This is a genomic window from Paracidovorax valerianellae (assembly GCF_900102625.1).
GTDB classification, from domain to species: Bacteria; Pseudomonadota; Gammaproteobacteria; order Burkholderiales; family Burkholderiaceae_C; genus Paracidovorax; species Paracidovorax valerianellae.
Window position 1 is genome coordinate 101943 of record NZ_FMZC01000008.1, and the last position, 23978, is coordinate 125920.

Below are 23978 nucleotides of genomic sequence, written 5' to 3' on the forward strand. Positions count from 1 at the left end.
TGGGAGTATCTGGCCCTGCCTGATGGCGCCTCACCGTTTTTGCCCAATTCGGCGTGAATTTCCTGACGGCTTAATGAACCCACAGCACTTCAAACTGCTGCCGGGCTGAAGCGACTTTTAACGACACATCATCGCCCACGCATTTACCCAGCATGGCCCTGCCCAAGGGGGCATCGCTGCTGATGACCTGAACCGACTGAGCGCCGCAGTCCAACGTCATGCTGCCCCCATCGGGACCGAGAAAGAGACGTTGCTGCTTGTCGTCGACATCAACAAGGCAGACCAGCGCGCCAAGCCGTATACCGTTGCTTGCGTCGTAGGGGCGCGGGTGGAATTGACGCCAACTCGCCATCGCTTGGCGGATGGCTTCGGCGCGCCGAGCTTGGCCGGCGGCCAGGTAGGCGGCTTCGAGTCCCAGTGTGTCGTATTTGTTTTCGGCGACGTTTTCTTCGTGGGTCGCGGTTTCATGGGCCGACCGCACTGCCTGTTCGGCTTGGTGCAGATCTTGGCCGAGTCTTTCTAGCACCTGCTGCTGCAGCAAGAATTTATCCATCATGGAGAGTAGGCATATCGAACAGCCGGGGCGGTTTTTTGTTGTGAAGGCTCCACCGCAGAAACCGAGTGGCTTTCAGGATTCCGCCCCAGTGTGCGGGCTGAACCTTGCCCATGAAGCATAACTATCCACGCCGTCGCGTCCGTGCAAGCCCAAACATTGCCACTAGCGACGTCAGAAGCACGACGCTCCATTCCGAGAGGGTCGGAATGCTGGCCGGGGCGCCAGGAGTGGCAGGCGTGATGGGGACTGCGGCAACTGCAAAGGTCTGCTGCACCTGCGGCGCGGCAGAGAAAGACCCATCGCCGCCCTGGTCGGCGTTGAGAGTGCAAGTGCCTGCACTGATCAGCGTCACCACCCCGCTCGGGCTGACCGTACACACAGTTGCCGTGGCCGTGCTGAAGCTGACAGGCAAGCCTGATGAGGCGGTTGCGGTCACCGTAAGGCTCGAGCCAGCACTTGAGCGCCTGGGGCCGTGAAGGTGATCGACTGTGGCTGCAGCGGAGGGGCCGTACCGATTAACACCGTGAAGCTGTCGCTGGTAGGTCCGGCGCCCCAACTGTACGTGTATGTGCCCGGGTTCAAACCCATGCTCGCAAGGCTTCGCCCATTCCACCGGCTGGAGTTTTGCAAAGGAGTCCCAGAGACGTAGCCCGTGGGGAGGCGAATCGTACTGTTCGACCCAAATACTCCGATAAAAGGACCCGTGTTGTTCGTGCTGCTGAACCCGACGGCAGGCCCTCCGAAATTTGTAGGCCCACTGATGCCTTGCCACAGCGCGGAAGAGCCAGTGCCGACGGTAAGGCGCGCAGTATTCGCCCACACATCGGCGACGAAATTCCCAGGGCTCCCGAGCAGGGTGAGGCCTGCGGTGTTGACAGCTCCACTTCCCTGCGTGACGACATCGCCCGCTGATTCGTAGACGTACAGGGTGTAAGTGGCGTGTGCGCTGGCTGTGGCGCAGAGTGCGGCTGCGACAAGCAGCTTGCGCACCACGGTCCAACCGTTGATGGAATGCATGACAAAAGCAGATGGTTTTTGAGCGACGAAGATTCTAAGCAGTCTGTCGCGGCTGAGTCATCGAACATGCGCTGCCTCGCACTGACGCTGGCCCCCAGAATCCGTCTCAAGCAGACTTTTCGACCTTGTCTAGATGAATCCCACCACCCAAAAAATTTGCTTCGTGTACGCGGCTTGCCGGGTATAGCAATGCGCAAACCCAAACAGGAGCGGACGGCACAATCTCCTGAACTTCGTAAGGAGCAGGTATGCAAATTCGCAGCATTGTTGCTCCCGATTTCGAGTCGGTCCGCCACTTGTTGATGACCAGCGGATGGGCCCATCGAATCGGTAGCGCCCCCGAATTCAGCCGTTTGATTTCGGCCTCACAGCGAGCAATGGTCGCGGTGGAAGATGAGCAAATCGTGGGCTTCGCGCGTGCGATCACCGACGAAATCTCTAACGGGTACGTGTCGATGGTCGTGGTCGCGGAGCAGTATCGGCGGCGGGGTGTCGGCCAGGCGTTTGTTGAAAGCCTGATCGCATCTGCACCAGACATCACTTGGGTGCTTCGGGCCGGGCGACCGGGCGCTGCAGAATTTTTTGCGAAGCTTGGCTTCAATGCTTCATCAACGGCTATGGAGCGCTCACGACGATGACATCGCTACAGCTGCTAATCAAAAATCGACTTACCCGACGTTGTCAGCAGGGATAGCCGATGCAGATTCGCCGAGCGCGTGCTAGAACGCGGCGCCGTAGAGTTTCACCGCTAGCTCAAGCTCTTTCGCTTTCGCTCCCATTGCTGCGAGCACTTCTTGCATATTGCTTGTTGCACTGGCGTAAAACCAATCGATCGTGAAACGAAGGGTCGAGCCCAGTTGTTTTCGATCGCCGGCGATTGGAGGAAGGCCAATCGAGCGAATCTGCATGTTCGATCCCCCGCTCGATTGGTCCCTTACCCACCACGAGAGAAACTCCAACGCCTTCAGTCCCGCTTCATTTCTTTCTATCCTAAAGTTGATGGAAAGAAGTTGTTCTTCTGGAAGCGCACCTTTTGAGCGGCGGAGCATTGCGATCGGCAGGTCTGCATATGCACCAGGCAGAGAAAGATCTGACACCTGTACTTCTGGAAGGTAGGTTTTGTCGACTTCAACCTCTGTCGTCCCGATCACGGATGAGACGGCGGAGATCAGCCGCGAGACCTCGGGCGGCATTCCTTGTGCTTGGCTGGTCGCGGTCATTGGCGATGAATAGAAAGGTAAGGAGGAGCTTTCGCTCCGATTCTGACCATGATCGCACCACCGCGGCGACTGATGTGGCGACCCACCTAAAGGGAGGCCAGCGCGTCAATGCAGCCGGGGATGGCACCCATGGATCCCACCCAGCCGCAGTCATATGGCATTCATTCACGCCGTAAGGCAGCAGTTCACGCGCCTCGGCGGCGCATTCGTCGCAATCGGGTCGCGGCAAAAAGCCCGGGTGGGCACATTGGAGGCACGGAAGGCAGAACGCCGTTCCGACCCTTTCCAAACTGCCCCAAGGAGCCTTCCATGCCGACCCTTTTCACCCGCTCAGGCCTGACCCCATTCCGCACGGCCGTCGCCCTTTACGCGCTCTGTTCTCTTGCCGCCGCTTCCGCAGCGATGGCGCAGATCCAGCCTTCGCCAGAGGCCGGCGCCCATGTCACCGCCGCTGCTGCTGCGCCCCTGCAGATGGCCGTTGCCGCCGACGCCACCCCAGTCCGCACGCGGGCCGAGGTGGTGGCCGAACTGCTCTGCGCCCGCGCGTCGGGCGAGATGGAGTCCATGTCCATGCAGTCCCATGGCTTGCCGAGTGCTCCCGTGAACCGCGCCGTGCCCGAGTGCAAGCCCCAGGCACGAACGTCCGTGGCCGGCGGTGCCGCTGCGGGTGCTGCGCCTTGACGCGGCGCGGCGGTCAGCGCACGCCGCGCCAGCGCTGCGGCTGCGCTGGCTTCAGGCCGGCACCGGCACCAGGAAGTCGCGGCTGATGCCCGCGCCCAGCTCGTTCACCCGGTCCAGGAACTGCGTCAGGTACGCGTGCAGTCCGGTGGACAGGATTTCGTCGATGCGGCCATAGCGCAGGTCGGCCAGCAGCCGGCCTGCCTTGCGCTGCGTTTCGGACGATTGGTCGTTGGCGACCACCGCCAGGTTCTCGCCCACCTCGTGCAGGCTGGCGTGCAGGGAGCGCGGCATGTCGCGGCGCAGGATGAGCAGGTCGGCCACGCGCTCGGGCGTGATGACGTCGCGGTACACGCGGCGGTACACCTCGAAGGCCGACACGCTGCGCAAAATAGCGCTCCAGTGATAGAAGTCGAACTCCTGCGGCGCGGCCCGGCTGCGGTCGCGCGTCACCGAGCCGTGGAAGTCGCTCTGCACTGCGTGGAACTTCACGTCCAGCAGCCGCGCCGTGTTGTCCGAACGCTCGAGGAACGTACCCAGCCGCAGAAAGTGAAACGCTTCGTCTTGCAGCATGGTGCCCAGCGTCACGCCCCGCGACAGGTGCGAGCGGTACTTGACCCATTCGAAGAATTGGCCCGGATCGCGCTCGAACAACGTGCCTTCCAGTTGGCGATGCAACTCCAGCCAGGTCTGGTTCTGCGTCTCCCACACTTCGGTAGTGAGCGAGCCGCGCACGGCACGGGCATTCTCGCGGGCCGCGCGCAGGCACGAAAGGATGGACGACGGGTTGTCTCCATCGCGCACCATGAACTCCAGCACCCCTTCGCGCGTCACCTCGCCATGCCGCGCGGTGTAGGCCGGAATGAGCTCGCTGATCGACAGCAGGCCCAGCCAGCTTTCCTGCGCCACGGCGGCGGACTGTGGCAGCAGCGACGTCTCGTAGCTCACGTTGAGCATGCGTGCGGTGTTTTCCGCGCGCTCGGTGTAGCGGGACATCCAGAACAGATGATCGGCGGTGCGGCTCAGCATGCGTTCTCCCAACCAGAAACTTCACGAACCACCTGCAAATGCGTGCAATGGCGCAATGCACAGAAATATCGAAGGGCATGCGTCTTCATGCAACGCTCCCTTCTTCCCCGAGCACCCAGGTGTCCTTGGTGCCCCCGCCCTGCGATGAATTCACGACGAGCGATCCTTCCTTGAGAGCCACGCGGGTCAGGCCGCCGGCGGCCATCTGCACCTTCTGCCCGCTCAGCACGAACGGGCGCAGATCGATGTGGCGCGGGGCGATGCCCGATTCCACATACGTCGGGCAGCTCGATAGCGACAGCGTGGGCTGAGCGATGTAGCCCGACGGGTTGGCCAGCACCGCGGCGCGGAAGTCTTCGATCTCCGCCTTGGTGGCGGCCGGGCCGATGAGCATGCCGTAGCCGCCAGCGCCGTGCACTTCCTTCACGACGAGCTCGTGCAGGTGATCGAGCACGTACGCCAGGTCGTCAGGTTTGCGGCAAACCCAGGTGGGCACGTTGGCAAGAATGGGCTCTTCGCCCAGGTAGAAACGGATCATGTCGGGCACATAGGGGTAGACCGACTTGTCGTCGGCAATGCCCGTGCCCACGGCGTTGCAGATCGTCACGTTGCCCGCGCGGTAGGCGTTCATGAGGCCCGCGCAACCCAGCGTGGACGTGGAGCGGAACACCTTGGGGTCGAGAAAATCGTCGTCCACGCGGCGGTAGATCACGTCCACGCGCTGAAAGCCGCGCGTGGTGCGCATGTAGACGAAGTTGTCCTTGACCACCAGGTCCTGCCCTTCGACCAGTTCCACGCCCATCTGCTGGGCCAGGAAGGCGTGTTCGAAGTAGGCGCTGTTGTACATGCCGGGCGTGAGCACCACCACCGTCGGCTGCGCCGTGGCGGCCGGGGCGCTGGCACGCAGGGTGTCCAGCAGCAGATCGGGATAGTGGGCGACGGGCGCCACACGGTGCGTGCGGAACAGATCGGGAAACAGCCGCATCATCATCTTGCGGTTTTCCAGCATGTACGACACGCCCGACGGCACGCGCAGGTTGTCTTCGAGCACGTAGTAAATGCCGTTGCCGCTGGCGTCGGGGGCCCGCACGATGTCGATGCCCGCGATGTGCGCGTACAGGTCGCGCGGCACGTCGACGCCGGCCATCTCGGGCCGGTACTGGGCGTTCTTCAGGATCAGATCGGAGGGAACGATGCCCGCGTGCAGGATGTCCTGGCCGTGGTAGACGTCGTGGATGAAGCGGTTCAGCGCCGTCACGCGCTGCACCAGCCCCTGCTGCATGCGTGCCCACTCGTGCGCGGGAATGATGCGGGGAATGAGGTCGAAGGGAATGAGCCGCTCGGTGCCCGCGCCGTCCTCGTCCTTGGCGCCGTACACCGCGAAGGTGATGCCCACGCGGCGGAAAATCATCTCGGCTTCGGCGCGCCGCGCCTGCATGGCCTCGGCCGGCTGGCCTGACAACCACTGGCCGTAGCGCTTGTAGTGGGGGCGCACGTCGCTGCCGTCGAACGGCAGCATCGTGTACATCTCATCGAACTTCTGCATAACTGGTGCCTCCTGTAACCAGCATAGCAAGTTGTGAGCCGGGTTCAGGCGACTTTCGCGACTCCGCCATCGGCCGCGAAGAACAGAGATGAAAGACACGGAGCGCCCGCATACCGTGGCCCCTCCATCCGGCCCGCCGCTACGGCAAAGGAGCGGGTGTGTGGTGCCAGTAGCGGCGCGCCGCTTCGCGCTCGCATCGCCACTGGCCCGGCGCCTCCGATGCCCACCTCGCGGCGCCGCAGCGTGGCGAATCGAGCAGCACCGTGCCCCGCTCGCGATACCGCGCCACCACCTCGGGTGCCGGATGGCCGAAGCGGTTGCGGTAGCCGGCCTGCACCAGCGCGGTGCAGGGACGGGCCGCATCCAGGAATGCCGCGCTCGACGAGGTCTTGCTGCCATGGTGGGGCACCAGCAGCACATCGACCGGCGCCACCAGGCCGCGTGCCAGCAAGGCCGCTTCCTGCGCATGCTCGATATCGCCCACCAGCAGCGCCGAAGCGGCCTTGCCCTGCGGCGGCGCGGCGGACGTGATCCGCAGCACGCAGCTCAGCGTGTTGGGCCGCACGGCGGCACGCGGCCCGGCGGCGGGCAGGGAAAGGAATGCGGGCACATCGGGCGCCTGGGCCTCATGCGGATGCAGCACTTCGAACAGCACACCATCCCACGACCAGCGCTGGCCTTCCACGCAGGGCACGGCCGGGCGAAGCTGCTGCAGGGCGTGTTCGTTTTCGATCGACCCCATGAACCCCGCCTGCGGCTGCTGCGCCAGCACAGCTGCCGCACCGCCGGTGTGGTCGGTGTCGCGGTGGCTCAGCATCAGCAGATCGATGCGCTCTCCCAGGGCACGCAGCAGCGGCACGAGCACGCGGTCGCCGGCATCGCTCTCCAGCCCGTAGCGTGGGCCTGCGTCGTACAGCATGGCGTGATTAGCCGTGCGCACCAGCACCGCCTGGCCCTGTCCCACGTCGGCAGCCAGCAATTCGAACTGGCCCGGCGGCGGGCGCTGCGGTTGCCACAACAGCACAGGAACCAGCAGCGGCAGGCCCAGCGTGCGCAACGGCCAGGGGCCACGCAAAGCCAGCAGCGTGCCGCCCGCCACGCCGGCCACACCCGCCCACACAGGCGCTGCCGGCAACGACAGCGACGCCCAGGGCAACGCGGCCAACCACTGCAGCAGCGCGGCGAACGGCTGCACCGACCACGCCGCGGCGGACCACAACGGCGACCACACGGTGCCGCCCAGCGCCAGCGGCGTGACCACGAGCGTGATCCATGGAATCGCCACCAGATTGGCCAGCAGGCCCACCACCGACACCTGCCCGAACAGCAGCAGCGTGAGCGGCGTGAGGGCCAGCGTGACCACCCACTGCTCGCGCAACATCGATACAAATCGGCCCGCTGCCGGCGTATTCATTGCCTCCCTTGCTATCGAATCAGAAGCAAACAGCACCGCCACCGCCACGAAGCTGAGCCAGAAGCCCGCCTGCAACAGCGCCCAGGGATCGAACAGCACGACGACCGCACAGGCCAGCAGCCAGACCTGCGGCCACGGCCAGCGCCGGCCGGACAGCCTCAGCAGCGCCACGGCCGCCAGCATGCACACGGTGCGCTGCGCGGGCACGCCCCAGCCGCTGAACACGGCGTACGCCCAGGCCAGCAGCACGCCGCCCGCCAGCGCCGCCGTGGGTGCCGGCAGCGCAAGGCACAGCCGCGGAACCCGCCGCCACAGCGCGCCCACCACAGCGGCGGCCAGCCAGGCGAACAAGGTGATGTGCAGCCCCGAAATGCTGACCAGGTGCGCCACGCCCGTGGCCCGGAACACGTCCCAGTCCGCCCGGTCGATCGCGCGCTGGTCCCCGGTGACGAGGGCCGCCACCACGCCCGCAGCGCGGGCGCGCGCCATCCCGCCCCCATCGTCCTCCCCGGCGCTGGCACCAACCGGCGCGAGGTGCGCCAGGATCGCATCGCGCACCCGCTGGCGGGCGCGTTGCACCGGGTAGCGCCATGTGGCCTCGATGCGCCGTGGCGGCTCGTCGCGCAGGCCGTTGCGCACGTAGCCCGTGGCCTGCACGCCCTGCTCCCACCACGACAGTTCCGCATCGAACCCGTGTGGATTGCGCAGGCCGTGGGGCGCTTTCAGGCGCACCGTCATGCTCCAGCGCTCGCCCGCACGCACCTCGGCGGACAGGCGCCGCACATCGGCCACGCCCGCCGCCTCACCGAAGGCGCCCGTGTACCAGGCCACGTCGATCAACGGAGGCACGGCGACGGCGCTGCCCTCCAGCACCGCCGACTCCACGGCCATGCGCAGCCGCACGCCGGTATCGGCCGCCTGGGGCATGGCGGCCACCACGCCCACGATGTGGAGGTCGCGCCCTTCCAGCGCCTCTGGCAATGCGCCTTGCAAGAACAACATCGCCCGCAGACCCGTGACGCCGACCATGGCCAGCAGCCCGGCAGCGAACATGAAGCCGCGCGAGCGGCACCACCTGGGCAGCAGCCTGCCGGGAAGGGTTGCCGCAGCCAGTGCCGCGAAGACCCCGCCCATCGCCGCCACCGCATACGCAGCCATGGGCCACAACACCGCCTGCGTGAGTTGCAAAACCGCGCCGACCAGGATGCCGCAAAGCCACCACGGCAGCCGCCAGGGGCGGTCGGCGGAAGGCGACCCTGCAGTGTCAGGGCCAGTGGTTGAAAGCGGCATGCGCGGATGCTAAAGGCCGGGGACGCACCTTTCGGAAGTTGCATCCGAAAGGCGACACGAAAAAGCCGCAAGGATAGAAATCTAAAAAAGCCGAGCTGACGTACAGAGCTTTGCATCGACTCTTCCCCGGCCGCACAAAGGAGGGGCATCGCCGTTTCCACCTGACGGCATCTCCTTCCCGATAGGAACCATTGATCGGTTTCGACTTTACTTTTACAAAATGCGACGTATCATTTACATCATATTTATCACTTTATCGTTTCGAGGAGTTTTTCCATGTCCGTTCGAAATCTCACCGTCCGAGCGCAACTGACGCTCTCCTTTGGCGTGCTGGCCCTGCTGGTGCTGCTGGCGTCCAGCGTGGCGGTGTGGGGATTGAACGGCGCCAGCGAAAACTTCAATGACTACGTGCACGGCGTCAACATGCGGGCCAAGTTGGCGGAGCAGGTCCGTACTGCGGTGGACAGCCGGGCCATCGCAGCCCGCAATCTGGTGCTGGTCACCACCCCTGCCGACATTGCCCTGGAGAAAGCAGCGGCGCTGGAAGCCCACAAGACGGTCCAGGAAAGCCTGGGCAAACTGAAAGAAACGGTGAGCCGCAGCGACGTGCCTCCCGCCGTCAAGAATCTGGTGACGGAGATCGACAAGGTGGAGCAGGCCTATGGAAAAGTGGCGCTGGACATCATCAACCTGGCGGTGTCGGGCCAGCGCGAGCAAGCCACCACCAAGATGAACGCGGAGTGCCGCCCCCTGCTGGCCGCATTGATCGCCAAGACGAACGAATACGCGGTGGCCACGGACAAGCGCGCTGCAGCCATGGTCAAGGAAGCGGAAGAGGAATTCCAGTGGCAGCGTTCTCTGCTGCTGGGCGCCTGCCTGCTGGCCTTCGCCGCCGCAGCCGCCGCCGGCGTGCTGATCACGCGCAGCCTGACCCGCGCCCTGGGTGCCGAGCCCGCCGAACTGAGCCTGGCCGCGCAGCGCGTGGCGGAAGGTGACCTGTCCGACATGCAAGGCCTGGCGAACGCCCGAGCCGGCAGCGTGCTCGCCTCGCTGGGCACCATGCAAAAGAGCCTGGTCGCCATCGTGGCCGAAGTGCGGCATGCCAGCGACTCCATCGCCACCGGCTCGATGGAAATCTCCACCGGCAACACCGACCTGAGCCAGCGCACCGAAGAGCAGGCCAGCTCGCTGGAGCAAGTGGCCTCGACCATGGAGGAATTCAGCACTACGGTGCGCAACAACGCCGACAACGCCAAGCAGGCCGACCAGCTGGCGCAGAACGCCGCGACGGTGGCCACCCATGGAGGCGGCGTGGTGACCCAGGTGGTGAAGACCATGAAGGACATCAACGACAGTTCGCGGCAGATCTCCGACATCATCGGCGTGATCGACAGCATCGCCTTCCAGACGAACATCCTGGCGCTGAACGCCGCGGTGGAAGCGGCCCGTGCGGGCGAACAGGGCCGCGGCTTTGCCGTGGTGGCCTCCGAAGTGCGCAATCTGGCTGGCCGTTCGGCCGAAGCCGCCAAGCAGATCAAGAGCCTGATCGGCACCAGCGTGGAGCGCGTGTCGCAGGGCACGGAACTGGTCGATCAGGCCGGCCGCACCATGCAAGAGGTGGTGAGCGCGATTCAGCGCGTGACGGAGATGGTGGCGCAGATTCGCGGCGCCAGCGCCGAACAGAGCACCGGAGTCGGGCAGATCAGCCAGGCCATCAGCCAGATCGACCAGACCACGCAGCAGAACGCCGCGCTGGTGGAGGAAAGCGCCGCCGCCGCCCAGAGCCTGGAGCAGCAGACGCGCCGGCTGGTGGACGCAGTGGCGATCTTCAAGCTCGACACCCATGCCGCCCTCCCCGCCGCCATTCCCACCGCGAGCCTTCCGCCCGCTGCGGGCCCGCGCGGCCCGGCCAAGGCCCTGCCGGCCTATGGCGCACGGCGCCCCGCCCTGGCCTGAACGCACTCGAACCGGGCCAACGGCCCGGGCATCGGCTGAACGGAGGTCGGCGGCGCAGGCCGAAACGCCAGACAGGTTGTGCAACACTTGCGCGCTGTGCCACGGGCTCCCTGCCCGTGGCATTTCGCCTTTTTGTTTTGCCATCCACCGTTGCCCCGAGGAACACCATGAGCGTTTACGACAAGCTGAAAGAACTCGACATCACCCTGCCCCCCGTCTCCGTGCCTGCCGCGGCCTACGTGCCTTATGTGCAGACCGGCAACCTGGTGTTCCTGAGCGGCCACATCGCCCGCAAGGACGGCAAGCCCTGGGTGGCGCAGTTCGGCCGCAGCATCACCACCGAAGAAGGGAAGGCTGCCGCCCGCGCCGTGGCGATCGACCTGCTGGGCACGCTGCACGCGGCCACCGGCGGCGACCTGAACCGCATCCAGCGCATCGTGAAGGTGATGAGCCTCGTGAATTCGACGGGCGATTTCACCGAGCAGCATCTGGTGACCAACGGCGCGAGCGAACTGTTCGGCCAGGTGTTCGGCGACAAGGGCATCCACGCCCGCAGCGCATTCGGCGTGGCGCAGATTCCGATGGGCGCCTGCGTCGAGATCGAACTGATCGCTGAACTGGGCTGATCCGGCACCGCTGGCCCCACGGGCCGGCACCGTGCGTCACCGAGGCAAGCGCTGGCCTCGGTTCCTGCGCCCTTTCCTTTGAGCGACGACGCGCCTGCAGTGCAGCAGGCCGCTCCGGCGCTGCCATGAAGGCGCCCGCACGCACCCGCCGCGCTGAAATTTTCAGCCGCGCGCGGGCCCCATCACTTTCTCAAAAAGACGTCCAGTCGTCATCGCCGCCGCTCTCTTTGGACCGCGCAGCGACCGCCGCCGGCTTGGCCAGCGCAGGTGCGCGAGCAGGCGCTGGCGCAGCGGACCGGGGGGCACCTGCGCCCGCGCCAGTGACACCGGCGCGACCGGTGCTGGGCTGCGAGGGGGCCGCAGCAGCCGCTGACCGAGCCGCAGCGCCCAATGCCGACGCAGCGCGGCCGGTCTTCGCCGCAGTAATGGTGGAGGACGGCGCGGAAGGTGCACGAGCTGGCATGCGCGCGCGAGCGACCGTGGCAGCTGGCCCACGGACTGCGGCCCCGCTGACCGGCGCCGCAGCCGGTGCGGCAGGCACCGCCCCCGGCTCGCCATCCACCCGGAACACCGACACCGTCTTGGCCAGGTGATCGGCCTGCTCGCGCAGGCTTTGCGCGGCCGCGGCACTCTCTTCCACCAGCGCGGCGTTCTGCTGGGTCATCTGGTCCAGATGGCCGACGGCCTGGTTCACCTGCGCGATGCCGGAGCTTTGCTGCGACGCGGCGGCCGTGACCTCGCCGATCATGTCGGCCACGCGCTGCACGGACTGTACGATGTCCGCCATGGTGGCCCCGGCGTCCTGCACCAGCCGCGAGCCGGCGTCCACCCGCTCGACCGAGGCACCGATCAGCGCCTTGATCTCGCGCGCGGCCTCGGCGCTGCGTCCGGCCAGCAGGCGCACCTCGCCCGCCACCACCGCGAACCCCCGGCCCTGCTCGCCGGCCCGCGCGGCCTCGACCGCGGCGTTGAGCGCGAGGATGTTGGTCTGGAACGCGATGCTGTCGATCACGCCGATGATGTCTTCGATCTTGCGGCTGCTCTGCTGGATCTCTTCCATCGTGGCCACCACCTGGGACACCACCTCGCCGCCCCGCCGCGCCACGCCCGAGGCCCCTTCGGCGAGCCCGCTCGCCTCGCGTGCGCTGCCGGCGCTTTGCTGCAGGGTGCTGGAGAACTGCTCCATGGTCGCCGCGGTCTGCTGCAGGTTGCTCGACGTCTGCTCCGTGCGCGTCGACAGGTCCTGGTTGCCTGCGGCGATCTCCGCACTGGCGATGGCGATACTGTCGGTGCTGCGGCGCACCTGCTGCACCATGCGGCCCAGCGAATCGCCCATGGTCTGCAGCGAGCGCAGCAACTCGCCGAACTCGTCGCCGCGCGCCGAGGTTTTAGCGGCGCTCAGGTCGCCGCCTGCGATGCGCGCGGCCAGCGCATTGGCCTCGGCCAGCGGCTGCTGAATGCTGCGGATCAAAAAGTACGCCCCCGCAACGATGGCCGCCACCAGCAGCGCCACCGCCAGCGCGCCCAGGCGCACCGTCAGCAGCCGCTCCGCCGCCACGGCCTGCTGCCCCTCCACGGCGTTCCGTTGCTGCAGTTGCACGAAGTCGCGCAGCGTCTGCAGGTAGGCGGCCACGGCCGGGTTGTAGCTTTGCTTGACCAGGGCCGCGGCCTCGGCCTGCTTTCCCTCGGCCTTCATCTGGCGAGCGCGGGCCCGCAGGTCGGCCATGGTCTTGCGGGCTGTGGCAATGGCACCCATTTGCGCCTTATCAGCGTCCGATAGCGGCAAGGCTTCCAGCGATTTCTGCACCTCGGTGATCTGTGCGGTCGTGGCGGCGATCAGGTCCTTGAACTCGGCCTCCACCGCCGGGTCGGTGCTCACGATGATGGCCTGCGTGCGCGCGGCGTTGGTCTCGGTGAGGCCGGCCCAGCGCAGGGCCGCCTCCACCCGGCTGGCCATGTCGGCCGTCACCTGTGCGGAACGCGCCTGCGTGGCGGCCGAACGGGCGGCCGAGGTACCGACCACGGCGGCCAGGGCGAGCACGATCGCCAGGACCGCCCACCAGAGCTTGTGGGAAATACGCAAATTCTTCATGGCCGATCTCCGTTGGCTCCGTAAAACCCAGTGATGAAGGTTCCATGGTGCGCACGGTTGGAGGGCTTGTGCAGCGCACAAACCCTTGGGCGCGGAGGCGAGAAAACCCCAGCCCCGGCCCTGCCCTGGAGAGCCAGGGCCGTCGGGTTACTCGACCCGGAACAACGCTGCCGGCTTGAAGCCCAGGTCCGCCGCCTTGCCCTTGCGCCCGCGTGGCGAGCGGGCGTTGTTCAGCGAGCGGATCTCCAGCGTTTCTTCGCGCTCCTTGCCGCCACGCCCCAGGCCTTCCAGGCGAATGCTGCGTGTGTACGCCACGGCACCCGCCAGAGTGTCCTTCGGCTCCAGGTCGATCAGCATCAGGCCGCGCCCGCCATTGGTCATGGTCTTGAGTTCGCCGATCTCGAAGGTGAGGATGCGCCCGCCCGCCGAAGCGCAGGCCACGTGCGTGGCCGCCGGCAGCAGTTGCGCGCCGCTGGTGCCCCAGGCGTGAGAGGGGCGACACACCGTCTCGCCCTCGCCCAGCGACAGGAAAGCCTTGCCGCCCCGCTGGCGCGCCGTCATATTCTCAACGGACGCCAGGAAGCCATAGCCCCCCGATCCCGCCAGCAGCAGCGTGGCGGTGGCCGGCCCGGCGAAGTAGTGCAGCAGTTGCGTGCCCGACTCCAGTTCGATCAGCGTGGTGACCGGCTGGCCGTCGCCCCGCGCGCCCGGCAGCACCGACACCGCCACCGAATACACCCGGCCGTTGCTGCCGAAGGCCAGCAGCGTGTCCACCGTGCGGCATTCGAAGGTGGCATACAGGCCGTCGCCCGCCTTGAAGGCGAAGCTGCCCGCCTCATGCCCGTGCCCGTGCCCGCTGCGTGCGCGCACCCAGCCCTTTTGCGAGACGACCACGGTGACGGGCTCGTCCACCACGCGCACTTCGGCGATGGCTTTCTTCTCGGCCTGGATGAGCGTGCGGCGCGCATCGGCGAAGGTCTTGGCGTCGGCCTCGATCTCCTTGATCATCAGCCGGCGCAGCGAGCCCGGGTTGCCCAGGATGTCTTCCAGCTTGCCCTGCTCGATGCGCAGTTCCTTCAGTTCCTGCTCGATCTTGATGGCTTCCAGCCGCGCCAATTGGCGCAGGCGGATTTCCAGGATGTCTTCGGCCTGCCGGTCCGACAGCGCGAAGCGCGCGATCAGCGCCGCCTTGGGCTCGTCGCTCGCACGGATGATGGCGATCACCTCGTCGATGTTGAGCAGCACGATCTGCCGCCCTTCCAGGATGTGGATGCGGTCCAGCACCTTGGACAGGCGGTGCTGCGAGCGCCGCGTGATCGTGCCCTGGCGGAAGGCGATCCATTCCTCCAGCATCTTGCGCAGCGACTTCTGCATGGGCTTGCCGTCGCCGCCCACCATGGTCAGGTTGATGGGAGAGGACGTCTCCAGGCTCGTGTGCGCTAGCAAGGTGGTGATCAGCTCCTGCTGCGGCACCTTGCCGGTCTTGGGCTCGAACACCAGGCGCACCGGCGCGTCCTTGCTCGACTCGTCGCGCACGGCATCGAGCACGCCCAGCACGCTGGCCTTGAGCTGCACCTGGTCTTGCGACAGGGCCTTCTTGCCGGCCTTGACCTTGGGGTTGGTGATCTCTTCGATCTCCTCCAGCACCTTCTGCGTGCTGACACCGGGCGGCAGTTCGGTGACGATGAGCTGCCACTGGCCGCGCGCGAGGTCTTCGATCTTCCAGCGCGCGCGCACCTTCAAGCTGCCGCGCCCCGTGCGGTATGCGTCGGCGATGTCGCCCGCCGTGCTGATGATCTGGCCGCCGCCGGGGTAGTCGGGCCCGGGCACGATGGCCATCAGGTCGGCCTCGGACATCTGCGGCGTCTTGATCAGCGCCACGCAGGCATCGGCGATCTCGCGCAGGTTGTGGCTCGGGATTTCGGTGGCCAGGCCCACGGCGATGCCGCTGGCGCCATTCAGCAGCGCGAACGGCAGGCGGGCGGGCAGCTGGCGGGGTTCCTGCGTGCTGCCGTCGTAGTTGGGCATGAAATCGACCGTGCCCTCGTCGATCTCGTCCAGCAGCAGGCTGGTGATGCGCGACAGCCGTGCTTCGGTGTAGCGCATGGCCGCCGCGCCGTCGCCGTCGCGGCTGCCGAAGTTGCCCTGGCCGTCGATCAGCGGGTAGCGCTGGTTGAAGTCCTGCGCCAGGCGCACCAGCGCGTCGTAGGCAGACTGGTCGCCGTGCGGGTGGAACCGGCCCAGCACGTCGCCCACCACGCGGGCGCTCTTGACCGGCTTGGCCGCCACGTTGCGCGTCGGGCCCGAATACCCCAGGCCCATGCGGTCCATGGAATAGAGAATGCGGCGCTGCACGGGCTTGAGGCCATCGCACACGTCGGGCAGCGCGCGGCCCTTGACGACGGACAGCGCGTATTCCAGGTACGCACGCTGGGCGTAGCCGGCCAGGCCCAGGTTGTCGCCCGTTTCGGGCGAAGAAAGATCGAGAGGGGTTTGGTCGCTCATTCGGGGGATCGGGAAAGTCAAGGGGCGCGCGGGGCGCCGACGTTGCGGGCCGGCAGGCCGGACGCAGCGCTGGAGGGATTGGTGTCGTCGGAGCCGGCGCCCAGCTCCATGCGCACGCGGCCCGGCACGGCGCGGTGGGCCAGCAGCGGCGCCGGGGGCTTGAGCTGGGCATACAGGCCCAGCACGCTCTTCACGTAGTTCTGCGTTTCGCGGTAGGCCGGAATGCGATTGCCCGCGCGCTGCACCGCGCCTTCGCCCGCGTTGTAGGCGGCCAGCGCCAGGTCGGTGCGGCCATCGAACAGGTCCAGCAGGTGCCGCAGGTAGCGCGTGCCGGCCGATACGTTGATGGCCGGCTCGGTGAGCTTTTGCTCGACCGACCGGCGCGCTTCGCCCGACACGCCGAAGCGGGAGGCGGTGGCCGGCATGAGCTGCATCAGCCCCACCGCGCCCTTCGGAGAAACGGCGCGCGCGTCGAAGCCGGATTCGGTGGCGATCAGCGCCTGCAGCAGTTCGTAGTCCACGCCGTTCTGGCTGGCCGAGGCGCGCAGGTGGTGCTTGACGCGCTTGTAGTCGGGCGAGATGTCGAAGAACGCCAGCAGCCGTGCGCCCGAGGGCGTGGCCGGCTGCGCGCCGCCGGGCGCGACCGACGGGCCGTCGCGGGTGGAGTCGAAATCGTTGCCGCGAAAGAACAGCCCGTAGCGCTCGTCCACCTGCTCGGCCGCGAAGTGGGTCACGCCGCGCTCATCCACATAGGCCCACAGATCGGCGCGGGCAGCTTGCTGCAAAAACAATAGCAGCACACCGGCGCCAATCATGCGCCAGAGGCCAAAAAGGCTCAAACGCCGGGGCCGGTCAGACCACGCCATGGCCATGGTTCAGATGTCCACTTCCACGGCATCGCCGTGCAGTTCCATCAGTTCGCGACGCGCGGCCGCTTCGCCCTTGCCCATCAGCTTGGTGATGAGGCCTTCGGTGGCGGCGAAATCCATGTCGCCCAGTTGCACGGGCAGCAGGCGGCGCGTGTCGGGGTTGAGCGTGGTCTCCCACAGCTGCTCGGCGTTCATCTCGCCCAGGCCCTTGAAGCGGCTGATCTGGCATTTTTCGCGCGCCACGCCGTCCTTGGCGCATTTGTCCAGGATGGCGACCAGTTCGCCGTCGTCCAGCGCGTACATCTTGGAGGCCGGCTTCTTGCCGCGTGCGGGCACGTCCACGCGGAACAGCGGCGGGCGCGCCACGTAGATGTGGCCCGTCTCGATGAGCTTCGGAAAATGCCGGAAGAACAGCGTGAGCAGCAGCACCTGGATGTGCGAGCCGTCCACGTCGGCGTCCGACAGGATGCAGACCTTGCCGTAGCGCAGGCCTGAGAGGTCGGGCGAGTCGTTGGGGCCGTGCGGGTCCACGCCGATGGCGACCGAGATGTCGTGGATTTCGGTGTTGCCGAAGAGCCGGTCGCGGTCCACTTCCCAGGTGTTGAGCACCTTCCCGCGCAGCGGCAGGATGGCCTGGCTTTCCTTGTCGCGGCCCATCTTGGCGCTGCCGCCGGCTGAATCGCCCTCGACCAGAAACACCTCGTTGTGGGCCAGGTCGCGGCTCTCGCAGTCGGTGAGCTTGCCGGGCAGCACGGCCACGCCCGAGCCCTTGCGCTTTTCGACCTTCTGGCCGGCCTTCTGGCGCGTCTGCGCCGCCTTGATGGCCAGCTCGGCCAGCTTCTTGCCGTAATCGACGTGCTGGTTCAGCCACAGCTCGAGCGCGGGGCGCACGAAGCCGCTCACCAGCCGCACGGCATCGCGTGAATTCAGGCGTTCCTTGATCTGGCCCTGGAACTGCGGGTCGAGCACCTTGGCCGACAGCACGTAGCTGGCGCGGGCGAAGACGTCTTCGGGCAGCAGCTTCACGCCCTTCGGTAACAGCGAGTGCAGTTCGATGAAGCTCTTCACCGCATTGAACAGGCCGTCGCGCAGGCCGCTTTCGTGCGTGCCGCCCGCGCTGGTGGGAATCAGGTTGACGTAGCTCTCGCGCACCGGGTGGCCGTCTTCGGTGAAGGCCACGCACCAGGACGCGCCCTCGCCTTCGGCAAAGCTCTCGTTGTGCCGGTCGGCAAAGCCTTCGCCCTCGAAGAGCGGAATCACGGGGTCGCCGTTCAGGGTCTGGCCCAGGTAGTCGCGCAGGCCGCCCTTGTACTGCCAGGTCTGCGTCTCGCGCGTCTTTTCGTTCACCAGCGAGACGGACACGCCAGGCATCAGCACCGCCTTGCTGCGCAGCAGGTGCGTGAGCTCGGCCATGGGCAGCGCGGTCGCCTCGAAGTATTTACCGTCGGGCCACACGCGCACGGTGGTGCCCTGCTTGCGCTCGCCGGCGGCCAGCGGCCGGGCGACCAGCGGCTCGGTCACGTCGCCGCCTTCGAACACCAGGCGGGCAACCTTGCCTTCGCGGTGGGTGCTGGCCTCCAGCCGCAGCGCCAGCGCATTGGTCACCGACACGCCCACGCCGTGCAGCCCGCCCGAGAAGCTGTAGGCGCCGCCCGAGCCCTTGTCGAACTTGCCGCCCGCGTGCAGCCGCGTGAAGACCAGTTCGATCACCGGCGCCTTCTCTTCGGGGTGCAGGCCGAACGGAATGCCGCGGCCGTCGTCTTCCACGCTCACCGAGCCGTCGGCATGCAGCGTGACCTTGATCTTCTTGCCATGGCCGGCCAGGGCTTCGTCGGCCGCGTTGTCCAGCACTTCCTGAATGATGTGCAGCGGGTTGTCGGTGCGGGTGTACATGCCCGGACGCTGCTTGACAGGCTCCAGTCCCTTGAGGACGCGGATCGAACCTTCGGAATATTCGCTGGGTGGAGTGGAGGAGGGTTTGGCTGCCATGGGGGCGGATTGTAGTGCCGCAGGGCCTGGCGGGCTGTATGCAAACCCAGTTCCTATGGAAGACCCGGGGAATCTTTCTGCGGAATGCACCGTGGCGGCAGAGGCGCGATCTTCTCGGTTTGGCTACATTTGCCGGATGCAGCAAGACCCCAAAAAACTGTCCATGGCCCAGGTTCTGATGTGCGGCGCCGCCATCGTCACGCTGTCGATGGGCATCCGCCACGGCTTCGGGCTGTGGCTGCAGCCCATCACGCAGGACATGGGCTGGACCCGCCAGTCGTTCGCGTTGGCCATCGCCATCCAGAACCTCGCCTGGGGCTGCTTCGGGATTTTCGCGGGCATGGCGGCCGACCGGTTCGGCGCCTTCCGCGTGCTCATCGGCGGGGCCGTGCTGTACGGCCTGGGACTGGTAGGCATGGCCCTGTCGCCCACGCCGACGCTCTTCGCGCTGACGGCGGGCGTGCTGATCGGCGCGGCGCAGGCGGGCACCACCTACGCGGTGATCTACGGCGTGCTGGGCCGGCAGATCGCACCGGAGAAGCGATCGTGGGCCATGGGCGTGGCGGCAGCGGCCGGCTCGTTCGGGCAGTTCCTGATGGTGCCGGTCGAAGGCCAGCTCATCGTGCGGCTGGGCTGGCAGGAAGCGCTGCTGGTGCTCTCCGCCTTCGTGCTGCTGATCGTGCCGCTGGCGTTCGGCCTGCGCGAACCGGGCTTTCAGGGCCGCGCGGCCGGCCAGCGCTCGCAGACGGTGGTCCAGGCGATGGGCGAGGCCCTGCGCTACCCAAGCTTTCTGATGCTGACCGCGGGCTACTTCGTGTGCGGCTTCCAGGTAGTTTTCATCGGCGTGCACATGCCCAGCTACCTCAAGGACCACGGCATGTCGCCGCAGGTCGCCAGCTACGCGCTCGCGCTGATCGGGCTGTTCAACGTGTTCGGCACCTACATCGCCGGCACGCTGGGCCAGCGCAACCCCAAGCGCTACATCCTCGCCTTCATCTACTTCGCGCGCGCCGTGGTGATCACCATCTTCCTGCTGGTGCCGCTGACGCCCATGTCGGTGTACGTGTTCTCGGCCGTGATGGGCGCGCTCTGGCTCTCCACCGTGCCGCCCACCAACGCCACGGTCGCGCAGATCTTCGGCGTGCAGCACCTGTCCATGCTGGGCGGGTTCGTGTTCTTCAGCCACCAGATCGGCAGCTTCCTGGGCGTGTGGCTGGGTGGCTATCTGTATGACACCACCGGCAGCTACGACGTGGTCTGGTACCTGTCGATCGGCCTGGGCGTGCTCGCCGGGCTGGTGAATCTGCCGGTGAAGGAAGGCCCCATCCACCGGGCGCCACAACCCGCATGAACGGACACGAGATGCGCACCACCCCGCCCGGCCCCGCCCACAGCGCGCCGCGCCGGTCGGCCGGCGCCCGGCGGCGCGCCTGGGTCTGGGCCGCCGCGGGCGCCGTGCTGCTGGGCACCGTCTTCCTGCTGTACGCCGAGCCGGACTTCGTGGTGATGATGGCCGACCAGATGTGGGCGTGCTTCTGAAAGCCCTTGCATCAAAACGGCCTCCAGCGCATATTCCCCTAGGGAGTATTGCTATTAATTCAATAGCATGACGCCTTCACACGCCATCGAGCCGCCCTCGGCACCATCCGAATGGGTCCGGCGCTGGGCCCACCTCGTCGCGCCGGGCGGGAGCGTGCTGGACGTGGCCTGCGGCACGGGCCGCCATCTGCGCTGGTTCCACGGCCGCGGCCACCCCGTGGCGGGCGTGGACCGGGACCGCGAGGCCATCGCGCCGCTCCATGATCTGGGCGAAGTGGTCTGCGCCGACATCGAGGCCGGGCCGTGGCCGTTCGCCGGCCGCACTTTCGATGCCGTCGTCGTCACCCGTTACCTGTGGCGCCCGTTGATGCCCACGCTGATCGCCAGCGTGGCGCCGGGCGGCGTGCTGCTGTACGAGACGTTCGCCGCCGGCAACGAAACCGTCGGCCGCCCGTCGCGGCCCGACTTTCTGCTGCGCCCCGGGGAACTGCTGCAGGCCTGTACGGGTCTGTGCACGGTGGCCTATGAAGATGGCTTCCTCGATGCGCCCGAGCGGTTCGTTCAGCGCATCGCCGCCGTCCGCCTCCCACAGGGGGCTGCGCCAGGGCGACACAGGCTGGCACCGCCGCTCTAGTTAGAATGCGCCTTTACCCGTTTTCCACCGCGGACATGACCCTTCCCAGCTCTCTCACCGGCAGCATCGTCGCCCTCGTCACTCCCATGCACGAGGACGGCAGCGTGGACTACCCCACCCTGCGCCAACTGATCGACTGGCACATCGCCGAGGGCACCGACTGCATCGGCGTGGTGGGCACCACCGGCGAGTCGCCCACGGTGAACGTCGAAGAACACTGCGAGATCATCCGCGTGGCCGTCGAACAGTCGGCCAAGCGCGTGCCCATCATGGCCGGCTGCGGCGCCAACTCCACGGCCGAGGCCATCGAACTGGCCCGCTTCGCCAAGACCGTCGGCGCCGACACGCAGCTGCAGGTCGTCCCCTACTACAACAAGCCCACGCAAGAGGGCCAGTACCAGCACTTTAAGGCCATCGCCGAAGCCGTGGGCGACCTGCCCATCGTGCTGTACAACGTGCCCGGCCGCTCGGTGGCCGATATGCTGCACGACACCGTGCTGCGCCTGGCCCAGGTGCCCGGCATCATCGGCATCAAGGAAGCCACCGGCAACATCGAGCGGGCGCAATGGCTGATCCGCGACGTGCCCAAGGGCTTCGCCGTCTATTCGGGCGACGACCCGACCGCCGTGGCGCTCATGCTCTGCGGCGGCCAGGGCAACATCAGCGTGACCGCCAACGTGGCGCCGCGCCTCATGCACGAACTGTGCGTGGCCGCCCTGGCCGGCGACGTGCGCCGTGCCATGGAAATCCAGTTCAAGCTCATGCCCATCCACAAGCAACTGTTCGTCGAAGCCAACCCGATTCCGGTGAAGTGGGCGATGCACCGCCTGGGCCGTTGCGGCGGCGCGATGCGCCTGCCCATGACCCCGCTGAGCCAGGGCAACGAAGCGGTGGTGGAAGCCGCCCTTCGCGCCGGCGGCTTGCTGTGACCCTGCCGCATTGCCCGCACCGCTCCCCCCAGACATCAAAGAGGATTTCCGCGTGAACGCTATCAACCGCCTGGGCCTGCTGGGCCTTGCCATGGCCCTGTCTGCCTGCTCCGTCCTGGAAAACGACAAGATCGACTACAAGAGCGCCACCAAGGGGGCGACGCTCGAAGTGCCCCCCGACCTGAACCAGATCTCGCGCGATTCGCGCTATGCGGTGCCCGGCGGCGTGGTGTCGGCAGCGGCCTTCGAGGCCGGCCAGTCGCAAAAGCCCGTGGGCTCCGTCAACGCGGCCACCCGCACCATCGGCGACGTGCGCATCGAGCGCGACGGCAACCAGCGCTGGCTGGTCGTGACCCGCCCCGCCGACGCCCTGTGGGACCCGGTGCGCGACTTTTGGACCGAGAACGGCTTCGTGCTGGTGCAGGACCAGGCCAACCTCGGCATCATGGAAACCGACTGGGCCGAAAACCGCGCCAAGCTGCCCCAGGACATCATCCGTTCCACCATCGGCAAGATGTTCGACTCGGTCTACTCCACCGGCGAGCGCGACAAGTTCCGCACCCGCCTGGAGCGCGGCCCCAACGGCAGCACCGAGATCTTCATCAGCCACCGCGGCATGGTCGAGGTCTATACCTCCGCACAGAAGGAAAGCACCGTGTGGCAACCCCGCCCGGTCGATCCTGAACTGGAAACCGAATTCCTGCGCCGCCTGATGGTCAAGCTGGGCGTGAGCCAGGAACAATCCCGTGCCATCGCCGCCGCACCGGCGCAGCAAGTGCCCACGGCCCGCATGGCGCGCCAGGGCAACGTGCCCGTGGTCGAGATGGACGAGAACTTCGACCGCGCCTGGCGCCGTGTCGGCCTGGCGCTCGACCGCACCGGCTTCACCGTGGAAGACCGCGACCGCGCGCAAGGCGTGTACTTCGTGCGCTACGCCGAGCCCACCGAGAAGAAAGACCCCGGTTTCTTCGGCAAGCTGCTGGGCCGCTCTTCGGATGCCGCAGCGCCCGTCAAGTACCGCGTCGTGGTGCGCAGCGTCGAGAACAAGAGCACCGTCTCGGTGTTGAACGCCGCCGGCACGCCGGAAACCTCGGCCAACGCCGAGCGCATCGTCCGCGTGCTGACGGACGACCTGAAGTAATACGGGGGCCCGGGGCTGCGTGCTGCGTTTCAAGAACCTGGGCAGCGGCAGTACGGGCAACGCCACCGTCGTTGAGGGGCGCAGCGGCACGCAGGTGCGGCGCCTGCTCATCGACTGCGGACTGGGCCCACGGCAGCTGGCAGTGCGCCTGGGCGCAGCCGGCCTTTCGATCGATGACCTCGATGCCCTCTTCATCACCCACGAGCATTCGGACCACGTGGGCTGCATGGAAAAACTGGCGCTACGGCACCGCATTCCCGTCTGGATGAGCCATGGCACGCATGCCGCCATCGGCGCGCCCCTGCTGGACGGCCTGCTGAACATCGCCCAGGACGGCGTGCCCATCGACATGGGCGCATTCGAGGCCCTGCCCTTCACCGTGCCGCACGATGCCCGTGAGCCGCTCCAGCTGCGCTGCAGCGATGGCGAAACGCACATCGGCCTGCTCACCGACCTGGGCCACGCGACGGACCATGTGCTGGCCCACCTGGAAGGCTGCCACGCCCTGCTGCTCGAATCCAACCACGACCCGGAACTGCTGGCCGGCTCCAGCTATCCGGCCTTCTTGAAACGCCGCATCGGCGGCCTCTACGGCCATCTGGCGAACACCGTGGCGGCCGACATCCTGCGGGCCATGCAGCACACCGGCCTGAGCCGTGTGGTCGCGGCGCACCTGAGCGCCCAGAACAACCGCCCCGAACTCGCCCAGGCTGCGCTGGCCACCGCCCTGGGATGGGAGCTGTCGCAGGTGGATGTGGCCAGCCCGGTCACCGGGTCCGACTGGATCGCCTGCCACTGAGGCGCCCCGCGCAGCGCAAAGCCCCGCGCAAGAACGCCGCCTCACAGACCGCAGGCCGGCGCAAGAACAAAGACACCCCAGAAACAAAAAAGCCCCGACCTGGTGGTACGGGGCTTTTGCCGGGTCTTCAGTCACCCAAGGTGCCGAAG

The 23978-nt window shown here is 67.0% G+C and carries 21 protein-coding genes; 11 read left to right on the forward strand and 10 right to left on the reverse strand.

All coding sequences use genetic code 11. The features are described from left to right. Window positions 1-70 precede the first annotated feature (70 nt). Together BLT03_RS13820 and BLT03_RS25090 are read right to left on the reverse strand one after the other, a co-directional pair. Complete coding sequence (locus BLT03_RS13820) at window positions 71-553, reverse strand: GreA/GreB family elongation factor (protein ID WP_092744449.1); 483 nt, start codon at window positions 551-553, stop codon at window positions 71-73. Between the two features lie 124 nt (window positions 554-677). Beyond that, window positions 678-935 (reverse strand): IPTL-CTERM sorting domain-containing protein, encoded by a 258-nt coding sequence (locus tag BLT03_RS25090; RefSeq protein WP_353615280.1) that lies wholly within the window; start codon window positions 933-935, stop codon window positions 678-680. Between BLT03_RS25090 and BLT03_RS24855 the strand changes: the two genes are divergently transcribed. Both BLT03_RS24855 and BLT03_RS13830 read left to right on the forward strand, forming a co-directional pair. Beyond that, on the forward strand, window positions 886-1032 hold the full coding sequence (locus BLT03_RS24855; RefSeq protein ID WP_245711399.1) for a hypothetical protein: 147 nt from the start codon (window positions 886-888) through the stop codon (window positions 1030-1032). The two genes, BLT03_RS25090 and BLT03_RS24855, sit on opposite strands and share 50 nt — an antisense overlap. A gap of 789 nt (window positions 1033-1821) precedes the next feature. Further along, complete coding sequence (locus BLT03_RS13830) at window positions 1822-2211, forward strand: GNAT family N-acetyltransferase (protein WP_092744350.1); 390 nt, start codon at window positions 1822-1824, stop codon at window positions 2209-2211. A gap of 81 nt (window positions 2212-2292) precedes the next feature. On the opposite strand, the gene BLT03_RS13835 is transcribed toward BLT03_RS13830, so the two are convergent. Next, a complete protein-coding gene (locus BLT03_RS13835) occupies window positions 2293-2793 on the reverse strand; it encodes a hypothetical protein (protein ID WP_217640166.1) in 501 nt (166 codons plus the stop codon). 309 nt (window positions 2794-3102) lie between these two features. Between BLT03_RS13835 and BLT03_RS13840 the strand changes: the two genes are divergently transcribed. Next, window positions 3103-3474: a DUF4148 domain-containing protein gene (locus BLT03_RS13840; protein WP_139160397.1), complete on the forward strand. Its 372-nt coding sequence runs from the start codon at window positions 3103-3105 to the stop codon at window positions 3472-3474. A gap of 51 nt (window positions 3475-3525) precedes the next feature. On the opposite strand, the gene BLT03_RS13845 is transcribed toward BLT03_RS13840, so the two are convergent. From BLT03_RS13845 to BLT03_RS13855, 3 genes are all read right to left on the reverse strand, one after another. After that, window positions 3526-4500 (reverse strand): alpha-E domain-containing protein, encoded by a 975-nt coding sequence (locus BLT03_RS13845; RefSeq protein ID WP_092744352.1) that lies wholly within the window; start codon window positions 4498-4500, stop codon window positions 3526-3528. A gap of 85 nt (window positions 4501-4585) precedes the next feature. Next, window positions 4586-6046, reverse strand: a complete 1461-nt coding sequence (locus BLT03_RS13850) for a circularly permuted type 2 ATP-grasp protein (protein ID WP_092744353.1) — start codon at window positions 6044-6046, stop codon at window positions 4586-4588. Window positions 6047-6185: 139 nt separating this feature from the next. Beyond that, window positions 6186-8750, reverse strand: coding sequence for a DNA internalization-related competence protein ComEC/Rec2 (locus BLT03_RS13855; protein WP_092744354.1), 2565 nt, complete (start codon window positions 8748-8750; stop codon window positions 6186-6188). A gap of 276 nt (window positions 8751-9026) precedes the next feature. Between BLT03_RS13855 and BLT03_RS13860 the strand changes: the two genes are divergently transcribed. Then, window positions 9027-10706 carry a methyl-accepting chemotaxis protein gene (locus BLT03_RS13860; protein WP_092744355.1) on the forward strand — a complete coding sequence of 560 codons (1680 nt, stop codon included), beginning with the start codon at window positions 9027-9029 and terminating at the stop codon, window positions 10704-10706. A gap of 167 nt (window positions 10707-10873) precedes the next feature. Further along, window positions 10874-11332, forward strand: a complete 459-nt coding sequence (locus BLT03_RS13865; protein WP_092744356.1) for a RidA family protein — start codon at window positions 10874-10876, stop codon at window positions 11330-11332. 190 nt (window positions 11333-11522) lie between these two features. Here BLT03_RS13865 and BLT03_RS13870 read toward each other — a convergent pair whose 3' ends face one another. The 4 genes from BLT03_RS13870 to BLT03_RS13885 form a co-directional block, all read right to left on the reverse strand. Continuing rightward, window positions 11523-13424: a methyl-accepting chemotaxis protein gene (locus tag BLT03_RS13870; RefSeq protein WP_092744357.1), complete on the reverse strand. Its 1902-nt coding sequence runs from the start codon at window positions 13422-13424 to the stop codon at window positions 11523-11525. A 147-nt stretch (window positions 13425-13571) separates the two neighbouring features. Continuing rightward, window positions 13572-15929, reverse strand: a complete 2358-nt coding sequence (parC, locus tag BLT03_RS13875; RefSeq protein ID WP_092744358.1) for a DNA topoisomerase IV subunit A — start codon at window positions 15927-15929, stop codon at window positions 13572-13574. 17 nt (window positions 15930-15946) lie between these two features. After that, window positions 15947-16744: a lytic transglycosylase domain-containing protein gene (locus BLT03_RS13880; RefSeq protein ID WP_245711390.1), complete on the reverse strand. Its 798-nt coding sequence runs from the start codon at window positions 16742-16744 to the stop codon at window positions 15947-15949. A 60-nt stretch (window positions 16745-16804) separates the two neighbouring features. Then, on the reverse strand, window positions 16805-18787 hold the full coding sequence (locus tag BLT03_RS13885) for a DNA topoisomerase IV subunit B (RefSeq protein ID WP_092744359.1): 1983 nt from the start codon (window positions 18785-18787) through the stop codon (window positions 16805-16807). A 136-nt stretch (window positions 18788-18923) separates the two neighbouring features. Between BLT03_RS13885 and BLT03_RS13890 the strand changes: the two genes are divergently transcribed. The 6 genes from BLT03_RS13890 to BLT03_RS13915 all read left to right on the forward strand — a co-directional run bounded on the left by BLT03_RS13890 (window position 18924) and on the right by BLT03_RS13915 (window position 23829). Then, window positions 18924-20138, forward strand: coding sequence for an MFS transporter (locus tag BLT03_RS13890; RefSeq protein WP_092744360.1), 1215 nt, complete (start codon window positions 18924-18926; stop codon window positions 20136-20138). Between the two features lie 11 nt (window positions 20139-20149). Further along, complete coding sequence (locus BLT03_RS24495) at window positions 20150-20326, forward strand: hypothetical protein (protein WP_175537754.1); 177 nt, start codon at window positions 20150-20152, stop codon at window positions 20324-20326. 67 nt (window positions 20327-20393) lie between these two features. After that, the gene (locus BLT03_RS13900; RefSeq protein WP_092744362.1) at window positions 20394-20960 is read left to right on the forward strand and encodes a class I SAM-dependent methyltransferase; all 567 of its coding nucleotides are present in this window, start codon (window positions 20394-20396) and stop codon (window positions 20958-20960) included. 35 nt (window positions 20961-20995) lie between these two features. Continuing rightward, window positions 20996-21889, forward strand: coding sequence for a 4-hydroxy-tetrahydrodipicolinate synthase (gene dapA, locus BLT03_RS13905; RefSeq protein WP_092744363.1), 894 nt, complete (start codon window positions 20996-20998; stop codon window positions 21887-21889). A 52-nt stretch (window positions 21890-21941) separates the two neighbouring features. Then, window positions 21942-23030, forward strand: a complete 1089-nt coding sequence (gene bamC / locus BLT03_RS13910; protein WP_092744452.1) for an NlpB/DapX family lipoprotein — start codon at window positions 21942-21944, stop codon at window positions 23028-23030. A gap of 19 nt (window positions 23031-23049) precedes the next feature. Further along, entirely contained in the window at window positions 23050-23829 is a 780-nt protein-coding gene (locus BLT03_RS13915; RefSeq protein ID WP_092744364.1) for an MBL fold metallo-hydrolase, read from the forward strand. Window positions 23830-23978: the final 149 nt, after the last annotated feature.

What these genes read in the sequence shown, in the direction of transcription:
- BLT03_RS13820 (WP_092744449.1), bottom strand. Translation starts at nt 553, where the DNA reads ATGGATAAATTCTTGCTGCAGCAGCAGGTGCTAGAAAGACTCGGCCAA.
- BLT03_RS13830 (WP_092744350.1), top strand. Translation starts at nt 1,822, where the DNA reads ATGCAAATTCGCAGCATTGTTGCTCCCGATTTCGAGTCGGTCCGCCAC.
- BLT03_RS13835 (WP_217640166.1), bottom strand. Translation starts at nt 2,793, where the DNA reads ATGACCGCGACCAGCCAAGCACAAGGAATGCCGCCCGAGGTCTCGCGG.
- BLT03_RS13840 (WP_139160397.1), top strand. Translation starts at nt 3,103, where the DNA reads ATGCCGACCCTTTTCACCCGCTCAGGCCTGACCCCATTCCGCACGGCC.
- BLT03_RS13845 (WP_092744352.1), bottom strand. Translation starts at nt 4,500, where the DNA reads ATGCTGAGCCGCACCGCCGATCATCTGTTCTGGATGTCCCGCTACACC.
- BLT03_RS13850 (WP_092744353.1), bottom strand. Translation starts at nt 6,046, where the DNA reads ATGCAGAAGTTCGATGAGATGTACACGATGCTGCCGTTCGACGGCAGC.
- BLT03_RS13855 (WP_092744354.1), bottom strand. Translation starts at nt 8,750, where the DNA reads ATGCCGCTTTCAACCACTGGCCCTGACACTGCAGGGTCGCCTTCCGCC.
- BLT03_RS13860 (WP_092744355.1), top strand. Translation starts at nt 9,027, where the DNA reads ATGTCCGTTCGAAATCTCACCGTCCGAGCGCAACTGACGCTCTCCTTT.
- BLT03_RS13865 (WP_092744356.1), top strand. Translation starts at nt 10,874, where the DNA reads ATGAGCGTTTACGACAAGCTGAAAGAACTCGACATCACCCTGCCCCCC.
- BLT03_RS13870 (WP_092744357.1), bottom strand. Translation starts at nt 13,424, where the DNA reads ATGAAGAATTTGCGTATTTCCCACAAGCTCTGGTGGGCGGTCCTGGCG.
- parC (WP_092744358.1), bottom strand. Translation starts at nt 15,929, where the DNA reads ATGAGCGACCAAACCCCTCTCGATCTTTCTTCGCCCGAAACGGGCGAC.
- BLT03_RS13880 (WP_245711390.1), bottom strand. Translation starts at nt 16,744, where the DNA reads ATGATTGGCGCCGGTGTGCTGCTATTGTTTTTGCAGCAAGCTGCCCGC.
- BLT03_RS13885 (WP_092744359.1), bottom strand. Translation starts at nt 18,787, where the DNA reads ATGGCAGCCAAACCCTCCTCCACTCCACCCAGCGAATATTCCGAAGGT.
- BLT03_RS13890 (WP_092744360.1), top strand. Translation starts at nt 18,924, where the DNA reads ATGCAGCAAGACCCCAAAAAACTGTCCATGGCCCAGGTTCTGATGTGC.
- BLT03_RS24495 (WP_175537754.1), top strand. Translation starts at nt 20,150, where the DNA reads ATGCGCACCACCCCGCCCGGCCCCGCCCACAGCGCGCCGCGCCGGTCG.
- BLT03_RS13900 (WP_092744362.1), top strand. Translation starts at nt 20,394, where the DNA reads ATGACGCCTTCACACGCCATCGAGCCGCCCTCGGCACCATCCGAATGG.
- dapA (WP_092744363.1), top strand. Translation starts at nt 20,996, where the DNA reads ATGACCCTTCCCAGCTCTCTCACCGGCAGCATCGTCGCCCTCGTCACT.